Source organism: Streptomyces sp. NPDC058231 (genome assembly GCF_042882275.1).
Classification (GTDB): Bacteria; Actinomycetota; Actinomycetes; order Streptomycetales; family Streptomycetaceae; genus Streptomyces.
In genome coordinates this window covers 26,757-45,580 of record NZ_JBHVWN010000015.1, presented here as the reverse complement: position 1 = coordinate 45,580, position 18,824 = coordinate 26,757, and the positions used below count along the sequence as shown (strand labels likewise).

The window sequence follows — 18,824 nt, the reverse complement described above, 5'->3', positions numbered from 1 at the left end:
TACCTGTGTATCTACACAAGGACCAAGATCGCCGCGCCGGACCCCACGGGGGCCTCCGGCGCCAGGGTGAAGGTGACGTACGACCCCGATTCCTGGGTCCCGTACGACAACTCCGCCGCGGCGAAGAACGGCAAGGACGACGACTACCGCACGTCCCAGCAGGTCTACCGGGCCGCGGAGAAGCTGCCCGACGACCCGGCGCAGCTGTTGAAGAAGGTCCGCTCGTTCTATCCGACGGGCCACACCGCCGAGAGCCCTCCCGAGGCCGAGGCGCAGCACACCTTCCGTGCGATGGGCCTGATGGTCGAGGCGTACCCGATCGCACCGGACGCTCTCGCCCGGATCTACCGCGCGCTGGCCACCGTCCCCGGCGTCCGTGTCACCGACCACCTGGTGAAGGACGCCGCCGGGCGCGAGGCCATCGCCATCACCCGGAAGGAGGACGGCTCGCACGAGCAGCGCGAGATCCTCATCAACCCGCGCGACTACAGCTACGCGGGCCTGCGCTTCGTGGCCGCCGAGGACTACGAGGTGAAGAGTCCCTTCACCGCCGGCCCACCCGGGACGTACAAGGCCGGGGATGTCCTCAACAGCGAGGCACGGGTCATGGCCGCCGTCGTCGACGCGAAGGGCCAGAAGCCCTGACCGCACGGCCCTGACCCTCTAAGGGGGAGTGACCGGCCGGTGTCCGCCACAGGGGGGCGGACACCGGCTTCTCCCGCGCCGCCCCGGGAACCGCACCCCACGTGACCGACCCCACCCCCCACTCCCTCGGAACTCCCGGGACAATGAACCCGTGATCACTTCGCCGCCACGGAGCACCCACCGACGCGCCGAGCACGCTTCGACGCCTTACGTCGACCTCTCCCGTGCCGAATGGAGCGCCCTGCGCGACAAGACCCCGCTGCCGCTGACCGCCGCCGAGGTGGAGCAGTTGCGCGGGCTCGGCGACGTCATCGACCTCGACGAGGTGCGCGACGTCTACCTGCCGCTCTCCCGGCTCCTGAACCTCTACGTCCAGGCCACCTCCGGCCTGCGCGGCGCCCTCAACACCTTCCTCGGGGACGCGGGCAACGGCCACGGCGAGCAGCGCGGCACCCCGTTCGTCATAGGGGTCGCGGGCAGTGTCGCGGTCGGCAAGTCGACCAGCGCCCGCATCCTCCAGGCGCTGCTGGCCCGCTGGCCGGAACACCCTCGGGTGGAGCTCGTCACCACGGACGGGTTCCTGCTGCCGATGAAGGAGCTCCAGGCGCGCGGACTGATGTCGCGCAAGGGGTTCCCGGAGTCGTACGACCGGCGCGCCCTGACCCGTTTCGTCGCCGACATCAAGGCCGGCAAGGACGAGGTGACGGCGCCGGTCTACTCGCACCTGATCTACGACATCGTGCCGGGCGAGCGGCTCACCGTGCGCCGCCCCGACATCCTGATCGTCGAGGGTCTCAACGTGCTGCAGCCCGCGCTGCCCGGCAAGGACGGCCGCACCAGGGTCGGTCTCGCCGACTACTTCGACTTCAGCGTGTACGTGGACGCGCGCGCCGAGGACATCGAGACCTGGTACCTCAACCGCTTCCGCGCACTGCGCGAGACCGCGTTCCAGAACCCGTTCTCGTACTTCCGCAAGTACACGCAGGTCTCCGAGGCGGAGGCCATGGAGTACGCGCGCACCATGTGGCGGACCATCAACAAGCCGAATCTGCTGGAGAACGTGGCACCGACCAGGGGTCGTGCCACCCTGGTACTGCGCAAGGGGCCGGATCACAAGGTCCAGCGGCTGTCCCTGCGCAAGCTCTGAGTCGGCGACCCCACGGGAGTCCGCGTGCTGCACCTGCGTCTGATCGTGCCCACCGGCCGTACGGACGAGGTGGTGCGTCTCGTCGAGCGTTCCGTCGGCGCCACGCATCTGGTGCTGATGCCCGGCGCGGCGCTCGATCCCGCAGGCGACGTGGTGACGTGCGACGTGGCCCGCGAGGCGGTCGACGAGGTGATCGCCGCGCTGCGCGGGCTCGGCATCGACCGGTCCGGTGCGATCGCCATGGAGGACACGGAGCTGACGCTCTCCGCGCATGCCGACCGGGCCGAGAAGGAGGCACCGGGCGAGGGCGTGGACGCGGTGCTGTGGGAGAAGCTGGCGGACGCCACCCACGAGGAGTCGACGTTCAGCGCCACGTATCTGGCGTTCCTCTCGGTGGCCACGATGCTCGCCGCCTGCGGTGTGATGCTCGACAACGCGGTGCTGATCGTGGGCGCGATGGCGGTGGGCCCCGAGTTCGGTCCGCTGGCCGGCATCTCCACCGCGCTGGTGCGGCGCGCCCCGCGCCTGGTATGGCGCTCGCTGTGGACGCTGATCGGCGGCTTCGCCGTCGCCATGGTGGTGACCGCCGGGTTCGCCTGGCTGATGAACGGACTCGGGCTGTTCACTGCCGCCATGATCGAGGCGGACCGACCGAACACGTCGTTCATCTGGCAGCCGGACTGGATGTCGCTGGTGGTGGCACTGCTGGCGGGCATCGCCGGGACGCTCTCCCTGACCTCGGCGAAGTCGGGGGCGCTGATCGGCGTCGCGATCTCGGTGACGACGGTGCCCGCGGCCGCCAACGCGGCGGTGGCCTTCAGCTATCAGGACCTCTCGCAGACCCTGGGCTCGGCGGGCCAGCTGATGGCGAACCTCGGGGGGATCGTGCTCGCGGGGACGCTGACGCTGCTGCTCCAGAAGGCGCTGTGGGCGCTGCATCTCCGCCGGATCCGGTCGGCATGACGCGGCCGCTCCGAGGGACGGAACGCCGGACGGACCCGATGCGCACCAGCCATCGGACCCGCCCGGCGACCGGGAACAGCCGGGTGACGCGCTACCCCAGCGCGGACTTCACCGCGTCGGCCAGCCGGCCGGCCACCGACCGTGCCTGCTCGATGTCAGCCGCCTCGACCATGACCCGTACCAGCGGCTCGGTGCCCGACTGACGGAGCAGTACGCGCCCGGTGTCACCCAGCTCGCGCTCGGCGTCCTCGACCGCGGCGGCCAGCTCCGGGGAGGAGGTGACCCGGGACTTGTCGACGTCCGGGACGTTGATCAGGATCTGCGGGAGCCGCTGCATGACACCCGCCAGGTCGGCGAGGGTACGGCCGGTGGCGACGACCCGGGCCGCCAGCAGCAGGCCGGTCAGCGTGCCGTCGCCGGTCGTGGCGTGGTCGAGGACGATGACGTGGCCGGACTGCTCGCCGCCGAGCGCGTACCCCTCGTTCTTCATCGACTCCAGTACGTACCGGTCGCCGACGGCGGTCTGGACGAGGTTGATGCCCTCCCGCTCCATGGCGATCTTGAAGCCGAGGTTCGACATGACGGTGCCGACCACGGTGTCCTTGCGCAGCTGCCCGGCCTCACGCATGGCGAGCGCCAGCACGGCCAGGATCTGATCGCCGTCGACCTCCTCGCCCGAGGCGTCCACGGCGAGGCAGCGGTCGGCGTCCCCGTCGTGCGCGACGCCGAAGTCGGCGCCGTGCTCGACGACGGCGGCCTTGAGCAGGGCCAGATGGGTGGAGCCGCAGCCGTCGTTGATGTTCAGGCCGTCCGGATCGGCACCGATCGTGATCACCTCGGCGCCGGCCCGTGCGAAGGCCTCGGGCGAGACCCGGGAGGCCGCGCCGTGCGCCTCGTCGAGGACGACCCGCAGCCCGTCGAGCCGGTTCGGCAGCACCGCGACGAGGTGGGCGACGTACCGGTCGAAGCCCTCTGCGTACTCCGTGACCCGTCCCACGCCGTCGCCGGTCGGGCGCGTCCACGGCTCACCGGTGCGGTGCTGCTCGTAGACCGTCTCGATCCGGTCCTCCAGCTCGTCGGCGAGCTTGTGCCCCCCGCGGGCGAAGAACTTGATGCCGTTGTCCGGCATGGCGTTGTGGCTGGCGGAGAGCATCACGCCGAGGTCGGCGCCCAGCACGCCGGTGAGGTGCGCCACCGCCGGGGTGGGCAACACACCGACGCGCAGGACGTCCACGCCCGCGCTCGCCAGACCGGCCACGACGGCGGCCTCCAGGAACTCCCCTGAGGCACGTGGGTCACGACCCACCACGGCTGTCGGCCGATGCCCGTCGAAGCTGCCCGCCTCGGCGAGTACATGCGCCGCAGCGACCGACAGACCGAGCGCGAGCTCGGCCGTCAGATCCGCGTTGGCGACGCCGCGCACACCGTCCGTGCCGAAGAGTCGTCCCACTGGTGTCCTCCGAAAATGCTCCGAAACCGAACCGCAAAAACCAAACAAGTCAGACAGGCCTGGCAGACAGGCCGGCGCGAGGCAGCGCAGAAAGCCATGCCGGGCATGGCGGGCCTATTAACGTCTCATGCCGTTATACGCCCGCAGGCGTCAATAGACGAACGCCCCGGGGGCACAAGGAGTGCCGCCGGGGCGAACGTATAAAGCAGATGAGCAGGCGGATTAGCGCTTGCTGTACTGCGGGGCCTTACGGGCCTTCTTGAGACCGGCCTTCTTGCGCTCGACCGCACGGTCGTCGCGGGAGAGGAAGCCGGCCTTCTTCAGCGGGGCGCGGTTGTTGTCCACGTCCGCCTCGTTCAGCGCACGGGCGACACCGAGGCGCAGGGCACCGGCCTGACCCGAGACGCCGCCACCCGAGATGCGGGCGATGACGTCGTAGCGGTTGTCGAGCTCGAGCACCTTGAAGGGCTCGTTGACTTCCTGCTGGTGCACCTTGTTGGGGAAGTAGTCCTCAAGGGTGCGACCGTTGATCTTCCACTTGCCGGTGCCCGGAACGATCCGGACACGGGCGATGGCGTTCTTGCGACGGCCAAGGCCGGCGGCGGGCTGCGGGTCGCCGAAGCGGGACGCCAGCGACTCGCTGGTGTACTCGCCCTCGACGGGAACCTCGGACTCGAAGGTCGTCACCTCGGCGAAGACCTCTTCGCCCTCGGTGCCCTCGATGGGGTTCTCAACAGTGGTCTCGGCCACGATTCTCCTCAGATCTTTCTTTATGTCTTAGGGGGAGGCCGGAACTACTGCGCGACCTGGGTGATCTCGAACGGGACAGGCTGCTGCGCAGCGTGCGGGTGCTGGTCGCCCGCGTAGACCTTGAGCTTCGAGAGCATCTGACGGCCCAGGGTGTTCTTGGGGATCATGCCCTTGATGGCCTTCTCGACGGCCTTCTCCGGGTTCTTGGAGAGCAGCTCGTCGTAACGCACGGAGCGCAGACCACCCGGGAACCCGGAGTGGCGGTACGCCATCTTCTGGGTCTTCTTGTTGCCGGAGAGGTGAACCTTCTCGGCGTTGATGATGATGACGAAGTCGCCCATGTCCATGTGGGGGGCGTAAATCGCCTTGTGCTTGCCTCGGAGGAGGTTCGCAGCCGTGGTGGCCAGACGACCCAGGACGATGTCCTCGGCGTCGATGATGTGCCACTGGCGAGTGACATCGCCGGGCTTGGGGCTGTACGTACGCACTTCGTAGCCTTCGCTTCTTCAGTGGATGAGGTCCAGACACATGGCACCCCTGAAGCGATCATGCAGCTGGGGCTCACAATGCCGGGAACGCTGTCCGTATGCGAGCCACTGGTAACTGCTCCAGAGAACCTACGTAAGGGCTCTTCGCGTGAGAACGACGAAGCCGATACGTATAACAAACCCCGACAGTACCCGCCCCGCCCGGGACGGGTCAAAACGCGCCGGCCCTACCGCGCCCGCTCCACCCGTCGCTCGTCCCACACCGGCTCCGCGGTCTCCCGCACCACCCCGTCCGACCCGAACACCAGATAGCGGTCGAACGACTTTGCGAACCAGCGGTCGTGCGTGACGGCCATCACAGTTCCGTCGTACGCCTCGAGACCGTCCTGCAGCGCCTCCGCCGACTCCAGGTCCAGGTTGTCCGTCGGCTCGTCCAGCAGCAGCGCGGTGGTCCCCGCCAGCTCCAGCAGCAGGATCTGGAACCGTGCCTGCTGCCCGCCGGACAGCTTCTCGAAAGGCTGGTCGCCCTGGCGCTCCAGCTCGTAGCGGCGCAGTACGGACATCGCCCCGCCCCGGTCCTTCGCGTGCTCCGTCCACAGGATCTCGACGAGCGTGTGCCCCATCAGCTCCGGATGGGCGTGCGTCTGCGCGAAGTGGCCGGGCACGACCCGCGCGCCCAGCTTCCACTCCCCCGTGTGCGCCACCGGCTCCCCGGCGAGCAGCCGCAGGAAGTGCGACTTGCCGGACCCGTTCGAGCCGAGCACGGCGACCCGCTCCCCGTAGTAGATCTCCAGGTCGAACGGTTTCATCAGGCCGGTCAGCTCCAGCCCCTTGCAGGTCACCGCCCGCACCCCGGTCCGGCCACCGCGCAGCCGCATCTTGATGTCCTGCTCGCGCGGCGGCTCCGGCGGCGGACCCGCGTCCTCGAACTTCTTGAAGCGGGTCTGCATGGCCCGGTACCGCGACGCCATGTCGGGGCTGATCGCCGCCTGCTGCCGCAGCCGGTGGACCAGCGCCTTCAGCCGGGCGTGCTCCTCCTCCCAGCGCCGCAGCAGCTCCTCGAACCGGGCGAACCGGTCCTTGCGCGCCTGGTGATACGTGTCGAAACCGGCGCCGTGCACCCACACGTCGCTGCCCGCCGGGCTGGGCTCCACACTGACGATCTTCTCGGCGGCCCGGGAGAGCAGCTCCCGGTCGTGCGAGACGAAGAGGACCGTCTTACGGGTCTCCTTCAGCTTCCCTTCCAGCCACCGCTTGCCGGGGACGTCGAGATAGTTGTCCGGCTCGTCGAGCAGCAGCACCTCGTCGGGACCGCGCAGCAGCGCCTCCAGCACCAGCCGCTTCTGCTCACCACCGCTGAGCGTGCGCACCTCGCGCCACTGCGCCTTCTCGTACGGCACCCCGAGCGCCGCCATGGTGCACATGTCCCAGACGGTCTCGGCCTCGTACCCGCGGGCCTCCGCCCAGTCGCTCAGCGCCTGCGCGTACGCCATCTGCGCGGCCTCGTCGTCGACGGTGAGGATCAGCTGCTCGGCCCTGTCGACCTCCCGCGCCGCCTCCCGGATGCGCGGCTGGGCGACGGAGACGAGCAGGTCCCGGACCGTACGGTCGTCCCGCACCGAGCCCACGAACTGCGGCATCACGCCCAGCCCGCCGCTGACCGACACCGTGCCGCCGTGCGGCTGGAGCTCCCCGGACAGCAGCCGCAGCAACGTCGTCTTCCCGGCGCCGTTCGCCCCCACGAGGGCGACCACGGCCCCGTCCGCGACCCGGAACGAAGCATCGCCGAGCAGCACCCGCCCGTCCGGTAGGTAGTACTCCAGGTGGCCCGCTTCAAGATGTCCCATACACAGCATTGTCACGGCCCGCGAAGCCCTGGCCCAACCGGTTTACGTCTCCTCTAGGATTCGCCGCATGAGCTTTGGGCAAGGGGGGCCCTCCTGGGGGCCCGGAGGCAACCACACTCCGGACTGGGCAGCGCTGGCCGAAGAATCCGCCGCGCGGAGCCGCCGCAAGAAATGGCTGCTGATCGGCGGCGGCGCGCTCGCCACCGCCGCGGTCGCGGCGATCGTCGCCACAGCCGTGATCACGACCAACCACGACAGCGGCTCCACCGGCTCGGACAGGAACACCGGTGACCTGCCGGGGCCCGCCGATCTGCCGACCGACTCGGCCGAGCCCGCGCCGTCCTTCTCCACGGTGGCGCCCCCGCCCCCGCCGGACCCGAAGGACTACATATCGGATGTGAAGAAGGACCGGGCGCCGATCACCGTCGACTCCTTCTACCCCGGCAAGAAGCTGACGATGGGCGACCGCGCCTACGCCAAGGGCGCCACGCACCACACCACCAGCTGCGCCGCCACCACCCAGGGCGCACTCGGCTCGATCCTCACGAACAACGGGTGCGGCCAGGTCATCCGCGCCACGTACAGCAGGGCCGGGGTGGCCGTCACGGTCGGCATCGCGGTCTTCGACACCGAGGCGCAGGCGAAGAAGGCGGCCCAGCAGGCGTCCGGCGGTCTGGCGTCGCTGAGCGGCTCGGGCGTACCGACGTTCTGCCGTGCCGGAGCGATCTGCCGCCGCACCGCCAACTCGTACGGCCGCTACGCCTACTTCACCGTCGGGGGCTTCACGAGCGGCAAGAACGTCACCAAGGCGGACAGGGACGTCTTCACGGTCGGCGACGACCTGACGAACTTCACGTTCCGTCAGATCCGCCACCGCGGCGAGGTCCAGGCCTCCGCGGCGGCGACCGCGTCCACCGGCTGACCGGCGCCGGGGGCGGCGGCGCGTGCGGCGCCGCCCCCGGCACCCCGCGAACGCCCGGCTCCGGTCACAGCACTAGCAGCAACCGCCGCCCGGCAGCGACCGCACGTTGCGGGCCTCCTTGTTCCGCGCCGCGAGCAACCCGTCGGCGGGATAGGCGACTTCCTCCAGCGTCAGCCCGTGCGGCCGCACCACGTGCACGCCCGGATCCCGGACCCCGGCGGCCAGTACCTCGGCCGGCCACGGATCGGGGCGGCGCCCGTCGCCCACGAACAGCATCGCTCCCACCAGCGCGCGCACCATGTTGTGGCAGAACGCGTCGGCCTGCACGGTCCCCGTGACCACTCCGGACACCGCGTCCCGCTCCCAACTCAGCTTCTGCAGCGTACGGATGGTCGTCGCACCCTCGCGCTTCTTGCAGTACGCGGCGAAGTCGTGTTCCCCGAGCATGCGCGCGGCCGCCGCGTTCATCGCCTCCACGTCCAGCGGACGGTCGTGCCACAGCACATGGCCCCGGGTCAGCGGATCGGCACCACCGGGGCGGTCGGATACCCGGTACGCGTAGCGCCGCCACAGCGCGGAGAAACGGGCGTTGAACCCCGGCGGGGCCTCGGCCACCTTCCAGATCCGTACGTCGGGCGCCATCCGCCCCGCCATCCGCCGCAGCAGCAACTCGCCGTGCTCGGCCCACACCCCGGCCGGCAGGTCGACGTGCGCGACCTGACCGCGGGCGTGCACCCCGGCGTCCGTCCGGCCGGCGACCGTCAGGTCGTACGTACGCGAGGACCGGGTCACGGTCCGCAGCGCGTCCTCGATCTCCCCCTGCACGGTCCGCCTGGCCGTCTGCTTCGCCCAGCCGGAGAAATCCTTGCCGTCGTACGCAAGGTCCAGCCGCACCCGTACGTGTCCGGGCTCCACTTCGTCACTCACCCAACGATCCTCTCAAGCCTGAACATACGGAACGGGCCCGCACCGCCCCGAAGGGTGATGCGGGCCCGTCCAGTGGTCTCAGAACGCTCAGGCGTCCTTGGACTCCTCCGCCGGAGCGGCGTCCTCGACGGACTCGGCCGGGGCCTCGTCCTTCTTGAGGGAGTCTTCCTTGACCGCACGCTTCGTCGCGGCCTCGGCCTCACCGGTGGCCTGCTGCGCCACGGTCAGCGCCTCGACCAGCTCGATGACGGCCATCGGGGCGTTGTCGCCACGACGGTTGCCGATCTTGGTGATGCGGGTGTAACCACCGGGGCGGTTCTCGTAGCGCGGGGCGATCTCGGTGAAGAGCGTGTGCACGATGCTCTTGTCCGTGATCGTCGCGAGCACCAGGCGACGGTTGTGGATGTCGCCCTTCTTCGCCTTGGTGATCAGACGCTCGGCGACCGGACGCAGGCGGCGGGCCTTGGCCTCGGTCGTCGTGATGCGGCCGTGCTCGAACAGCGACTTCGCGAGGTTCGCGAGAAGCAGACGCTCGTGCGCGGCGCTGCCGCCCAGACGGGCACCCTTTGCGGGACGCGGCATGGTGTTTCTCCTTGTGTGCTGCACCGGCCGTATCAGGTACCGGTGTCAGTTCCCGTGAAGCGGCCGCCTCACGGAAGATCATGGGCCGGACAGACCCGTCGGGCCCGTCCGGCGTCCGAGGGCAGAGCCCTCACCCCGGTCCGGGGTGCCCGGGAAACCCGGACGCCCCGGCCGGAGGCGTACTAGTACTGCTCGGTCTCGACGAAGCCCGCGTCCGCGTCGTCGTCGGCGCCGAAGGCGTCGGCGGCGGCGGTCGGGTCGAATCCGGGCGGGCTGTCCTTGAGCGCCAGGCCCATGCCGGCCAGCTTCGCCTTGACCTCGTCGATCGACTTCGCACCGAAGTTGCGGATGTCGAGCAGGTCGGCCTCGGAACGCGCCACGAGCTCACCCACGGAGTGGATGCCCTCGCGCTTGAGGCAGTTGTACGAGCGGACCGTGAGCTCCAGCTCCTCGATCGGCAGCGCCAGGTCGGCAGCGAGAGCGGCGTCCGTCGGGGACGGGCCCATGTCGATGCCCTCGGCGTCGATGTTGAGCTCGCGCGCCAGACCGAACAGCTCGACCAGGGTCTTACCGGCCGACGCCATGGCGTCACGGGGACGCATGGCCTGCTTGGTCTCGACGTCGACGATCAGCTTGTCGAAGTCGGTGCGCTGCTCGACACGGGTCGCCTCGACCTTGTACGTGACCTTGAGCACCGGCGAGTAGATGGAGTCGACCGGGATACGGCCGATCTCCTGGCCCGCCTGCTTGTTCTGGACGGCGGAGACGTAGCCGCGACCGCGCTCGACGGTCAGCTCCATCTCCAGCTTGCCCTTGCCGTTCAGCGTGGCGAGGACCAGGTCCGGGTTGTGGACCTCGACGCCGGCCGGCGGGGCGATGTCAGCAGCGGTGACCAGGCCGGGACCCTGCTTGCGCAGGTACATCACGACCGGCTCGTCGTGCTCCGAGGAGACGACCAGCTGCTTGATGTTGAGGATGAGGTCGGTGACGTCCTCCTTGACGCCCGGCACGGTGGTGAACTCGTGCAGGACACCGTCGATCCGGATGCTGGTGACAGCGGCGCCCGGGATCGAGGAGAGGAGCGTGCGGCGGAGAGAGTTACCGAGGGTGTAGCCGAAGCCCGGCTCCAGCGGCTCGATCACGAACCGGGAGCGGAACTCGTCGACGACCTCTTCGGTCAGCGACGGACGCTGAGCGATAAGCATGCTGTGGTCCTTCAGTCGTGGGCGCCCACTATTTGACGCCCCCAGATACTGACAAGGGTACGGGCGGCACGACCCGAAAGAGCCGTACCGCCCGGACCCGCGAGCTCTCCTACTTGGAGTAGAGCTCGACGATCAACTGCTCCTGCACCTGGGTGTCGATCACCTGGCGCTCGGGCAGGGAGTGCACGAGGATCCGCAGCGTCGACGGCACGGCTTCGAGCCACGCCGGAACGGTGCGCTCGCCGGCCTCGGCCTGGGCCACCTGGAAGGGGGTTAGGGCCTTGGACTTCGTGCGGACCTCGATGACGTCGTTCGCGGCGACGCGGGCCGACGGAATGTCGGTCTTCGTGCCGTTCACGGCGATGTGTCCGTGACGCACCAGCTGACGGGCGTGGTCGCGGGACTTGGCGAAGCCGGCCCGGTAGACCACGTTGTCGAGGCGGGTCTCAAGGATGCGCAGAAGGTTCTCACCGGTCTTGCCGGTCTTCTGGTTCGCTTCCTTGTAGTAGTTCACGAACTGCTTTTCAAGGACACCGTAGATCCGCGAGCACTTCTGCTTCTCACGAAGCTGAAGAAGGTACTCACTGTCCTTGGTGCGCCCGCGTCCGTGCTCACCCGGGGGGTAAGGACGGATCTCGATCGGGCACTTCGCGCTCTCGCACTTGCTGCCCTTAAGGAACAGCTTCTGCTTCTCACGACGGCAACGCTTGCAGTCGGCCCCGGTGTATCGCGCCATTTTCCAGTTGTCTCCGTTGCTTCAGAGCGTCAGACGCGACGGCGCTTGGGCGGCCGGCATCCGTTGTGCGGAGTGGGGGTGACGTCCTGGATCGAACCGACCTCGAGGCCGGTGGCCTGGAGGGAGCGGATCGCGGTCTCGCGGCCGGAGCCCGGACCCTTCACGAAGACGTCGACCTTGCGCATGCCGTGCTCCTGCGCGCGGCGGGCGGCCGACTCGGCGGCCATCTGCGCGGCGAAGGGGGTGGACTTGCGCGAGCCCTTGAAGCCGACGTGGCCGGCGGAGGCCCAGGAGATCACGTTGCCCGAGGGGTCCGTGATCGAGACGATCGTGTTGTTGAACGTGCTCTTGATGTGCGCGTGGCCGTGAGCAACGTTCTTCTTTTCCTTGCGACGCACCTTCTTGGCTGCGCCCTGACGTCCCTTGGGGGGCATGTCTGTACTCCAGATGGAGAGGGGAGGTGATCGGTCCTACAGCGAAGACCGCTGGATGCTGCGACGGCCCGGGGATCCGGACTGCCACAGTGCGTCCGCTGAGGACTACTTCTTGCCCGGCTTCTTCTTGCCGGCGATCGCGCGACGCGGGCCCTTGCGGGTACGAGCGTTCGTGCTGGTGCGCTGGCCGTGGACCGGCAGGCCGCGGCGGTGACGCAGACCCTGGTAGCAGCCGATCTCGACCTTGCGGCGGATGTCGGCCTGAATCTCGCGACGGAGGTCACCCTCGGTGCGGAGGTTGGCGTCCACGTACTCGCGGATCTTGACCAGGTCCTCTTCGGCCAGGTCGCGAACGCGCGTGTTCGGGTTCACACCCGTGGTGGCGAGGATCTCCTTGGACCGGGTGCGCCCGATACCGAAGACGTAGGTGAGGGCAACCTCCACGCGCTTTTCGCGCGGGATGTCAACACCTGAAACGCGTGCCATTCAATGGCTCCAGTTGTTATTTCGGGGGTCTTCCGCAGTACCACTCCCGGCCGCCGACCACTTCCGCGAGGAAGCGGTGGTACGTCCGGGTCCCCGGCCCCCGCCGGAGGTGTCGTCAGCCGAAGCTTGGACGGGCACTGCGTATGTACGTATTACGTGCGTCGCGCGAAGTGCTGCGAGATGCAGGGGGTCGTGCGTCAGCCCTGGCGCTGCTTGTGGCGCAGGTTGTCGCAGATGACCATGACCCGACCGTGACGGCGGATCACCTTGCACTTGTCGCAGATCTTCTTGACGCTCGGCTTGACCTTCATGGGATGTCAGGTTCTCCGGGTCAGTGCCAGCACCCCGCCGTGGCGGGGTGTGGGCAAGATCTACTTGTATCGGTAGACGATCCGGCCACGCGTCAGGTCGTACGGAGAGAGCTCCACCACGACCCGGTCATCCGGGAGGATTCGGATGTAGTGCATCCGCATCTTGCCGCTGATGTGCGCGAGGACCTTGTGACCGTTCTGGAGTTCCACCTTGAACATGGCGTTCGGGAGGGACTCGATCACGGTGCCCTCAATTTCGATGGCACCTTGCTTCTTGGCCACGCTTCGCCTTTCGAATCGGCTACCTTGATCGACTCCCAGCTCCGTATGCGGACACACGGACGCACGAGAGCCGACGAGTCAGTCTACGTCAGCGGACCCCAAAAGACGAATCCGTCAAGTTTGCCCACCCCAGGAGATCCTTAGACCCGATTTCGGGCCCCAGTCCTCGCGCGACCGCCGCCGTTCGGCGGAGCGAACAGGACGGGCGGCCGCACCGGCACGGAACCGGCGGGGGCGGGGTTCGGCGTGCCTCAGCCCAGCGGGTCGGGCGCCGCCTGGATTCCGTACTCGGCCAGCTTGGCGCGGCCGCAGTCGGGAGCCGTCAGGACCAGGGGGCCCTGCTCGGTGAGGGCGATCGAGTGCTCCCAGTGCGAGGACCAGGTGCCGTCGGTCGTGATGACCGTCCAGTCGTCCTTCAGCACCTCGGTCTGCGGCGTACCGAGCGAGACCATCGGCTCGATGGCCAGGCAGAGACCGGGGACCAGCTTGATGCCCTTGCCGCGCTTGCGCGCGACGTAGTTCAGCAGGTGCGGGTCCATGTGCATCTCGGTGCCGATGCCGTGGCCGCCGTAGTCCTCGATGATCCCGTACTTGCCGGTGGCCGGACGCGGCTGGCGGCGGATGTACGACTCGATCGCCTTCGAGATGTCGACGAGCCGGTTGTTCACCTTCATTGCGGCGATCCCGGCCCACATGGACTCCTCGGTCACCCGGGAGAGCTCGATGAGCTCCGGAGCGTGACCGGTTCCGACGAAGGCCGTGTACGCGGCGTCGCCGTGCCAGCCGTCCACGATCGCGCCGGCGTCGATGGAGATGATGTCGCCGTCCTTCAGGACGGTCTTGTCGTCCGGGATGCCGTGCACGACGACCTCGTTGACCGAGGTGCAGATGGTCGCCGGGAATCCTCCGTACCCGAGGAAGTTCGACTTCGCCCCGTGGTCGGCGATCACCTTGCGTGCGACCTGGTCCAGGTCCTGGGTGGTGGCGCCGGGCACCGCCGCTTCCCGCGTGGCCGCATGAATGGCAGCGACCACCAGCCCCGCCTCACGCATCTTCGCGATCTGCTCGGGGGTCTTGATCTGCACCATTGCGCGGCGCCTCTCTGCATCGAAGGGGGACGGGGTGCGGCGTACTCCACGATACGGCGCAAACAGTCGGCCGCGGCGCCCAAGGACGCCGCGGCCGTCTGCACAGGTATTACAGGGTGTTCCTCAGTCCTCGGCGGACTTCTTGAGGGCTTCCATCGCCCGCTCGGTCACGTCCATGACCTTGCCGAGCGCGGAGATCGTGACCACCAGGCCCTGGGCCCGGTAGTAGTCGATGATCGGCTCGGTCTGGGTGTGGTAGACCTCCAGCCGGGTCCGGACCGTCTCCTCGGTGTCGTCGTCCCGCTGGTACAGCTCGCCGCCGCAGGTGTCGCAGACACCCTCGGTCTTCGGCTGGTTGTACGTCACGTGGAAGACGTGCGAGCCGTCGTTCCGGCAGATGCGGCGGCCGGCGATGCGCTTGACCACCTCGTCCTCGGGGACCTCCAGGTCCAGGACCGCGTCCAGCTTGGTGCCCTGCTCCTTGAGCATGGCGTCCAGTGCCTCGGCCTGCCCCACGTTGCGCGGGAAGCCGTCCAGCAGGAAGCCGTTCACGGCGTCCGGCTGGGACATGCGGTCCTTGGCCATCCCGATGGTGACCTCGTCCGGCACCAGCTGCCCCGCGTCCATGTAGGCGCGGGCCTGCTTGCCAAGGTCGGTGCCCTGGCTGATGTTGGCGCGGAAGAGGTCGCCCGTGGAGATCTGTGGAATCGACAGGTTCTTGGCAAGGTACGCAGCCTGCGTTCCCTTGCCGGCACCGGGCGGCCCGACGAGGACGATTCGCATCAGCGGAGGAACCCTTCGTAATTGCGCTGCTGGAGCTGACTCTCGATCTGCTTCACGGTCTCCAGACCCACACCCACGATGATGAGGATGCTCGTCCCGCCGAACGGGAAGTTCTGGTTTGCACCGCCGAAGCCTGCCAACGCCATCGTCGGCACAAGAGCGATCAGACCCAGGTACAGCGAGCCCGGCCAAGTGATCCTGTTGAGCACGTAGCTCAGGTACTCGGCAGTAGGTCGACCAGCCCGGATACCCGGGATGAAGCCACCATACTTCTTCATGTTGTCGGCGACTTCCTCGGGGTTGAACGAAATCGCCACATAGAAGAAGGCGAAGAAGACGATCAACAGGAAGTACGCCGTGATGTAGTACGGGTGGTCGCCCTTGACGAAGTGGTCCTTGATCCAGGTCGCCCAGCCCGCAGTGGAGTTGGAGAACTGGACGACCAGGGCCGGGATGTAGAGCAGCGAAGAAGCGAAGATGACGGGAATCACACCCGCCTGATTCACCTTCAGCGGGATGTACGTGGACGTACCGCCGTACGACCTGCGGCCGATCATGCGCTTCGCGTACTGCACCGGGATACGGCGCTGAGCCTGCTCCACGAAGACGACGAGAGCCACCATCACGAAGCCGACCAGGATGACCGTGCCGAACTCGATCCAGCCGTCGGCCAGCTTGCCGCTCTGCTTGATGGCCCACAGGGCGCCGGGGAAGCTGGCGGCGATCGAGATGAACATCAGGATCGACATGCCGTTGCCGATGCCGCGGTCGGTGATGAGCTCACCGAGCCACATGACGGCGGCGGTGCCGGCGGTCATCGTGATGACCATCACGATGGTGGTGAAGATCGAGTGGTTGGGGACGATCTGGTCGGCGACCGGGCAGCCGCTGAAGAGCGCGCCGCTGGTGGCCGTGGCCACCAGGCCGGTGCCCTGGAGGATGGCGAGCGCGACCGTCAGATAACGCGTGTACTGCGTGATCTTGGTCTGCCCGGACTGCCCCTCCTTCTTGAGCGCCTCGAGTCGGGGAATGACCACAGTCAGCAGCTGAAGGATGATGCTGGCTGTGATGTACGGCATGATGCCGAGCGCGAAGATCGTGATCTGCAGCAGTGCACCACCGCTGAACATGTTCACCAGGCCGAAGAGGCTGTTGTTGCCTTTACTTGCCTGATCAACACAGGTCTGGACGTTCTCGTAGCTCACACCCGGTACCGGGATGTGTGCCCCGAGCCGGTAGAGCACGATGATGCCGAGCGTGAAGAGCAGCTTCTTGCGCAGGTCGGGCGTCTTGAACGCCCGGGCGAACGCGGTGAGCACGGTGCCTCCTGCGACCCCCGCGCGATGCGTAGAGGTGACGGTCTTGAGGATCGACGAATACGTAACAGTGAAAGTTTCCCGGGCCTGCGCCCAGGGGTTTACCACATCAAGTGCACGCCACCTTACCGGCGACCATGCCCCCCTAGGAACGACCAACCGGGGATGCCTCAAATGAGAGGCATCCCCGGTCGGATGTTCAAGCCATCGAGTTGTCCGAGTTGTCTCAGACGAGCTCAGTGACGGTGCCGCCGGCGGCGGCAATCTTCTCCTTGGCGGAGCCGGAGACGGCGTCAACCGAAACCTGCAGCGCCACGGAGATCTCGCCCTGTCCGAGGACCTTGACGAGGTGGTTGTTGCGCACGGCACCCTTGGCGACCAGGTCGGCCACCGTGACCTCTCCACCCTCGGGGTAGAGCGTCGCGAGCTTGTCCAGGTTCACGACCTGGTACTCGGTGCGGAACGGGTTCTTGAAGCCCTTGAGCTTCGGGAGACGCATGTGGAGGGGCATCTGCCCACCCTCGAAGCGCTCCGGAACCTGGTAACGGGCCTTCGTGCCCTTGGTACCACGACCAGCGGTCTTACCCTTGGACGCCTCACCACGACCCACACGGGTCTTGGCGGTCTTGGCGCCCGGGGCAGGCCGGAGGTCGTGGGCCTTCAGCGGCTTGTTCTCCGCCATGTCAGTCGACCTCCTCAACCGTCACGAGGTGGCGGACGGTGTGCACCATGCCGCGGAACTCGGGACGGTCCTCCTTGACAACCGTGTCGTTCAGGCGCTTGAGCCCGAGCGAACGCAGGGTGTCGCGGTGGTTCTGCTTGCTGCCGATGTACGACTTCGTCTGCGTGATCTTGAGGCGAGCCATTACGCACCCGCTCCCGCACGTGCACGAAGCAGAGCCGCGGGGGCGACGTCCTCGAGGGGCAGACCACGGCGAGCCGCGATCTCCTCGGGACGCTGCAGACCCTTGAGGGCCGCCACGGTCGCGTGCACGATGTTGATCGCGTTGGACGAGCCAAGCGACTTCGACAGGATGTCGTGAACGCCGGCGCACTCCAGAACGGCGCGCACCGGGCCACCGGCGATAACACCGGTACCGGGGGAAGCCGGCTTCAGCAGCACGACACCCGCGGCCCGCTCGCCCGTGATCGGGTGAGGGATGGTGCCCTGGATGCGCGGAACCTTGAAGAAGTTCTTCTTGGCTTCTTCCACGCCCTTGGCGATGGCCGCGGGAACTTCCTTGGCCTTGCCGTAACCGACACCGACGGTGCCGTCACCATCGCCCACCACGACCAGCGCGGTGAAGCTGAAGCGACGACCACCCTTCACAACCTTGGCGACGCGGTTGATCGCGACAACGCGCTCAACGTACGCGGTCTTCTCGGCGGCAGCTGCGCCGCCGTCACGGCCCTTCCGGTCCCGCCGCTCGCCGCCACCGGCACCGCTTCCGCGGCGCTGGGGTCCAGCCATTGGATTTACCTCTCTCTGTTACGTCCGCTGTGCGTAGGAACCGGGGCTTAGAACTTCAGCCCGGCTTCACGGGCGGCGTCAGCCAGAGCGGCAATCCGCCCGGCGTACTGGTTACCACCGCGGTCAAACACGACGGCCTCGACGCCTGCGGCCTTGGCACGCTCAGCGACCAGGGCGCCGACCTGCTTGGCCTGGGCGCTCTTGTCACCCTCGCCACCACGGATGGACACGTCCAGGGTCGACGCCGACGCGAGCGTGTGGCCCGCGATGTCGTCGATGACCTGAGCGACCATGTGGCGGTTGGAACGCGTCACGACCAAGCGGGGACGCTCCGGCGAACCGGAGATGTGCTTGCGGACGCGGATGTGGCGACGCTTGAGGGCGGCACGCTTGTATGCGTCGCCCTTGGCGATCTTTACGCCGTATGCCATCGCTACTTACCAGCCTTTCCGACCTTGCGGCGGATGACCTCGCCGGCGTACTTGACGCCCTTGGCCTTGTACGGGTCAGGCTTCCGCAGCTTGCGGATCTTGGCCGCGGTCTCGCCGACCTTCTGCTTGTCGATGCCCTCGACGGAGAACTTCGTGGGGGACTCCACCTTGAAGGTGATGCCCTCCGGGGCCTCGATCAGGATCGGGTGGCTGTAGCCCAGGGCGAACTCCAGGTTGGAGCCCTTCGCCTGGACTCGGTAACCGACACCACTGATCTCGAGCGCCTTGATGTATCCCTGGGTCACACCGGTGATCATGTTCGCCACCAGCGTGCGGGACAGGCCGTGAAGGGCCTTGTTCTGACGCTCGTCGTTCGGGCGGACGACGTTCAGGACGCCGTCCTCACCCTTGGTGACCTCGATCGGCGCGGCAACGGTGTGCGAGAGGGAACCCTTGGGGCCCTTCACCGCGACCGTACGGCCATCGATGGTGACGTCCACACCGGCGGGAACCTGGATGGGGAGCTTGCCGATTCGCGACATTAGCTATTCCTCCGTTCC

At 67.8% G+C, this 18,824-nt stretch carries 24 protein-coding genes; 4 read left to right on the top strand and 20 right to left on the bottom strand.

The features are described from left to right. The 3 genes from ACFVXE_RS13615 to ACFVXE_RS13605 form a co-directional block, all read left to right on the top strand. Window positions 1–645: CU044_5270 family protein (locus ACFVXE_RS13615; RefSeq protein WP_389671304.1), on the top strand; the 645-nt coding region annotated here is incomplete at its 5' end. Between the two features lie 151 nt (window positions 646–796). Beyond that, window positions 797–1,792 (top strand): type I pantothenate kinase, encoded by a 996-nt coding sequence (gene coaA / locus ACFVXE_RS13610; RefSeq protein ID WP_389671303.1) that lies wholly within the window; start codon window positions 797–799, stop codon window positions 1,790–1,792. Window positions 1,793–1,816: 24 nt separating this feature from the next. Next, window positions 1,817–2,755: a DUF389 domain-containing protein gene (locus ACFVXE_RS13605; protein WP_389671302.1), complete on the top strand. Its 939-nt coding sequence runs from the start codon at window positions 1,817–1,819 to the stop codon at window positions 2,753–2,755. Between the two features lie 91 nt (window positions 2,756–2,846). Here ACFVXE_RS13605 and glmM read toward each other — a convergent pair whose 3' ends face one another. The 4 genes from glmM to ACFVXE_RS13585 form a co-directional block, all read right to left on the bottom strand. Then, complete coding sequence (glmM, locus tag ACFVXE_RS13600) at window positions 2,847–4,205, bottom strand: phosphoglucosamine mutase (protein ID WP_389671301.1); 1,359 nt, start codon at window positions 4,203–4,205, stop codon at window positions 2,847–2,849. Between the two features lie 222 nt (window positions 4,206–4,427). Beyond that, window positions 4,428–4,955 carry a 30S ribosomal protein S9 gene (gene rpsI / locus ACFVXE_RS13595; protein ID WP_030979658.1) on the bottom strand — a complete coding sequence of 176 codons (528 nt, stop codon included), beginning with the start codon at window positions 4,953–4,955 and terminating at the stop codon, window positions 4,428–4,430. Between the two features lie 44 nt (window positions 4,956–4,999). Continuing rightward, window positions 5,000–5,443: a 50S ribosomal protein L13 gene (gene rplM, locus ACFVXE_RS13590; RefSeq protein ID WP_030914195.1), complete on the bottom strand. Its 444-nt coding sequence runs from the start codon at window positions 5,441–5,443 to the stop codon at window positions 5,000–5,002. A gap of 227 nt (window positions 5,444–5,670) precedes the next feature. Continuing rightward, a complete protein-coding gene (locus tag ACFVXE_RS13585) occupies window positions 5,671–7,299 on the bottom strand; it encodes an ABC-F family ATP-binding cassette domain-containing protein (protein WP_389671380.1) in 1,629 nt (542 codons plus the stop codon). Window positions 7,300–7,357: 58 nt separating this feature from the next. Here ACFVXE_RS13585 and ACFVXE_RS13580 point away from each other — a divergent pair, with 58 nt between their 5' ends. After that, window positions 7,358–8,212, top strand: coding sequence for a hypothetical protein (locus ACFVXE_RS13580; RefSeq protein WP_389671300.1), 855 nt, complete (start codon window positions 7,358–7,360; stop codon window positions 8,210–8,212). 72 nt (window positions 8,213–8,284) lie between these two features. Here ACFVXE_RS13580 and truA read toward each other — a convergent pair whose 3' ends face one another. The 16 genes from truA to rplF all read right to left on the bottom strand — a co-directional run bounded on the left by truA (window position 8,285) and on the right by rplF (window position 18,806). After that, a complete protein-coding gene (gene truA, locus ACFVXE_RS13575) occupies window positions 8,285–9,139 on the bottom strand; it encodes a tRNA pseudouridine(38-40) synthase TruA (RefSeq protein WP_389671299.1) in 855 nt (284 codons plus the stop codon). 87 nt (window positions 9,140–9,226) lie between these two features. Next, window positions 9,227–9,721: a 50S ribosomal protein L17 gene (gene rplQ / locus ACFVXE_RS13570; RefSeq protein WP_389671298.1), complete on the bottom strand. Its 495-nt coding sequence runs from the start codon at window positions 9,719–9,721 to the stop codon at window positions 9,227–9,229. 182 nt (window positions 9,722–9,903) lie between these two features. Beyond that, a complete protein-coding gene (locus tag ACFVXE_RS13565; protein WP_024755423.1) occupies window positions 9,904–10,926 on the bottom strand; it encodes a DNA-directed RNA polymerase subunit alpha in 1,023 nt (340 codons plus the stop codon). 109 nt (window positions 10,927–11,035) lie between these two features. Further along, window positions 11,036–11,662, bottom strand: coding sequence for a 30S ribosomal protein S4 (gene rpsD, locus ACFVXE_RS13560; protein ID WP_389671297.1), 627 nt, complete (start codon window positions 11,660–11,662; stop codon window positions 11,036–11,038). 29 nt (window positions 11,663–11,691) lie between these two features. Next, complete coding sequence (rpsK, locus tag ACFVXE_RS13555; protein WP_003956432.1) at window positions 11,692–12,096, bottom strand: 30S ribosomal protein S11; 405 nt, start codon at window positions 12,094–12,096, stop codon at window positions 11,692–11,694. A 105-nt stretch (window positions 12,097–12,201) separates the two neighbouring features. Next, window positions 12,202–12,582 carry a 30S ribosomal protein S13 gene (gene rpsM / locus ACFVXE_RS13550; RefSeq protein ID WP_018519286.1) on the bottom strand — a complete coding sequence of 127 codons (381 nt, stop codon included), beginning with the start codon at window positions 12,580–12,582 and terminating at the stop codon, window positions 12,202–12,204. A 197-nt stretch (window positions 12,583–12,779) separates the two neighbouring features. Further along, the gene (gene rpmJ / locus ACFVXE_RS13545) at window positions 12,780–12,893 is read right to left on the bottom strand and encodes a 50S ribosomal protein L36 (protein ID WP_003956441.1); all 114 of its coding nucleotides are present in this window, start codon (window positions 12,891–12,893) and stop codon (window positions 12,780–12,782) included. Between the two features lie 60 nt (window positions 12,894–12,953). Continuing rightward, the gene (infA, locus tag ACFVXE_RS13540; RefSeq protein WP_003956442.1) at window positions 12,954–13,175 is read right to left on the bottom strand and encodes a translation initiation factor IF-1; all 222 of its coding nucleotides are present in this window, start codon (window positions 13,173–13,175) and stop codon (window positions 12,954–12,956) included. Between the two features lie 251 nt (window positions 13,176–13,426). Then, a complete protein-coding gene (gene map / locus ACFVXE_RS13535; RefSeq protein ID WP_389671296.1) occupies window positions 13,427–14,263 on the bottom strand; it encodes a type I methionyl aminopeptidase in 837 nt (278 codons plus the stop codon). A 123-nt stretch (window positions 14,264–14,386) separates the two neighbouring features. Further along, window positions 14,387–15,046 (bottom strand): adenylate kinase, encoded by a 660-nt coding sequence (locus ACFVXE_RS13530; protein WP_389671295.1) that lies wholly within the window; start codon window positions 15,044–15,046, stop codon window positions 14,387–14,389. Beyond that, a complete protein-coding gene (secY, locus tag ACFVXE_RS13525; protein ID WP_389671294.1) occupies window positions 15,046–16,365 on the bottom strand; it encodes a preprotein translocase subunit SecY in 1,320 nt (439 codons plus the stop codon). The genes ACFVXE_RS13530 and secY overlap by 1 nt, the downstream gene beginning before the upstream one ends. Before the next feature lie 223 nt (window positions 16,366–16,588). Further along, the gene (rplO, locus tag ACFVXE_RS13520) at window positions 16,589–17,044 is read right to left on the bottom strand and encodes a 50S ribosomal protein L15 (RefSeq protein WP_018550610.1); all 456 of its coding nucleotides are present in this window, start codon (window positions 17,042–17,044) and stop codon (window positions 16,589–16,591) included. 1 nt (window position 17,045) lies between these two features. Next, on the bottom strand, window positions 17,046–17,228 hold the full coding sequence (rpmD, locus tag ACFVXE_RS13515; RefSeq protein WP_007826007.1) for a 50S ribosomal protein L30: 183 nt from the start codon (window positions 17,226–17,228) through the stop codon (window positions 17,046–17,048). After that, window positions 17,228–17,833 (bottom strand): 30S ribosomal protein S5, encoded by a 606-nt coding sequence (gene rpsE, locus ACFVXE_RS13510; RefSeq protein WP_030977962.1) that lies wholly within the window; start codon window positions 17,831–17,833, stop codon window positions 17,228–17,230. The genes rpmD and rpsE overlap by 1 nt, the downstream gene beginning before the upstream one ends. A 47-nt stretch (window positions 17,834–17,880) precedes the next feature. After that, window positions 17,881–18,264, bottom strand: coding sequence for a 50S ribosomal protein L18 (rplR, locus tag ACFVXE_RS13505; RefSeq protein ID WP_030914149.1), 384 nt, complete (start codon window positions 18,262–18,264; stop codon window positions 17,881–17,883). Between the two features lie 2 nt (window positions 18,265–18,266). Beyond that, window positions 18,267–18,806, bottom strand: a complete 540-nt coding sequence (gene rplF / locus ACFVXE_RS13500; protein WP_030977959.1) for a 50S ribosomal protein L6 — start codon at window positions 18,804–18,806, stop codon at window positions 18,267–18,269. Window positions 18,807–18,824: the final 18 nt, after the last annotated feature.

Bases quoted from the DNA above. Each gene is read 5' to 3' on its own strand.
- ACFVXE_RS13585 (WP_389671380.1), bottom strand. From the start codon at position 7,299: ATGCTGTGTATGGGACATCTTGAAGCGGGCCACCTGGAGTACTACCTA.
- rplQ (WP_389671298.1), bottom strand. From the start codon at position 9,721: ATGCCGCGTCCCGCAAAGGGTGCCCGTCTGGGCGGCAGCGCCGCGCAC.
- rpsD (WP_389671297.1), bottom strand. From the start codon at position 11,662: ATGGCGCGATACACCGGGGCCGACTGCAAGCGTTGCCGTCGTGAGAAG.
- rplO (WP_018550610.1), bottom strand. From the start codon at position 17,044: ATGGCGGAGAACAAGCCGCTGAAGGCCCACGACCTCCGGCCTGCCCCG.
- ACFVXE_RS13580 (WP_389671300.1), top strand. From the start codon at position 7,358: ATGAGCTTTGGGCAAGGGGGGCCCTCCTGGGGGCCCGGAGGCAACCAC.
- rpsM (WP_018519286.1), bottom strand. From the start codon at position 12,582: ATGGCACGCGTTTCAGGTGTTGACATCCCGCGCGAAAAGCGCGTGGAG.
- rpmJ (WP_003956441.1), bottom strand. From the start codon at position 12,893: ATGAAGGTCAAGCCGAGCGTCAAGAAGATCTGCGACAAGTGCAAGGTG.
- rpsE (WP_030977962.1), bottom strand. From the start codon at position 17,833: ATGGCTGGACCCCAGCGCCGCGGAAGCGGTGCCGGTGGCGGCGAGCGG.
- rplF (WP_030977959.1), bottom strand. From the start codon at position 18,806: ATGTCGCGAATCGGCAAGCTCCCCATCCAGGTTCCCGCCGGTGTGGAC.
- ACFVXE_RS13530 (WP_389671295.1), bottom strand. From the start codon at position 15,046: ATGCGAATCGTCCTCGTCGGGCCGCCCGGTGCCGGCAAGGGAACGCAG.
- rpsK (WP_003956432.1), bottom strand. From the start codon at position 12,096: ATGCCCCCCAAGGGACGTCAGGGCGCAGCCAAGAAGGTGCGTCGCAAG.
- map (WP_389671296.1), bottom strand. From the start codon at position 14,263: ATGGTGCAGATCAAGACCCCCGAGCAGATCGCGAAGATGCGTGAGGCG.
- ACFVXE_RS13565 (WP_024755423.1), bottom strand. From the start codon at position 10,926: ATGCTTATCGCTCAGCGTCCGTCGCTGACCGAAGAGGTCGTCGACGAG.
- rplR (WP_030914149.1), bottom strand. From the start codon at position 18,264: ATGGCATACGGCGTAAAGATCGCCAAGGGCGACGCATACAAGCGTGCC.
- rpmD (WP_007826007.1), bottom strand. From the start codon at position 17,228: ATGGCTCGCCTCAAGATCACGCAGACGAAGTCGTACATCGGCAGCAAG.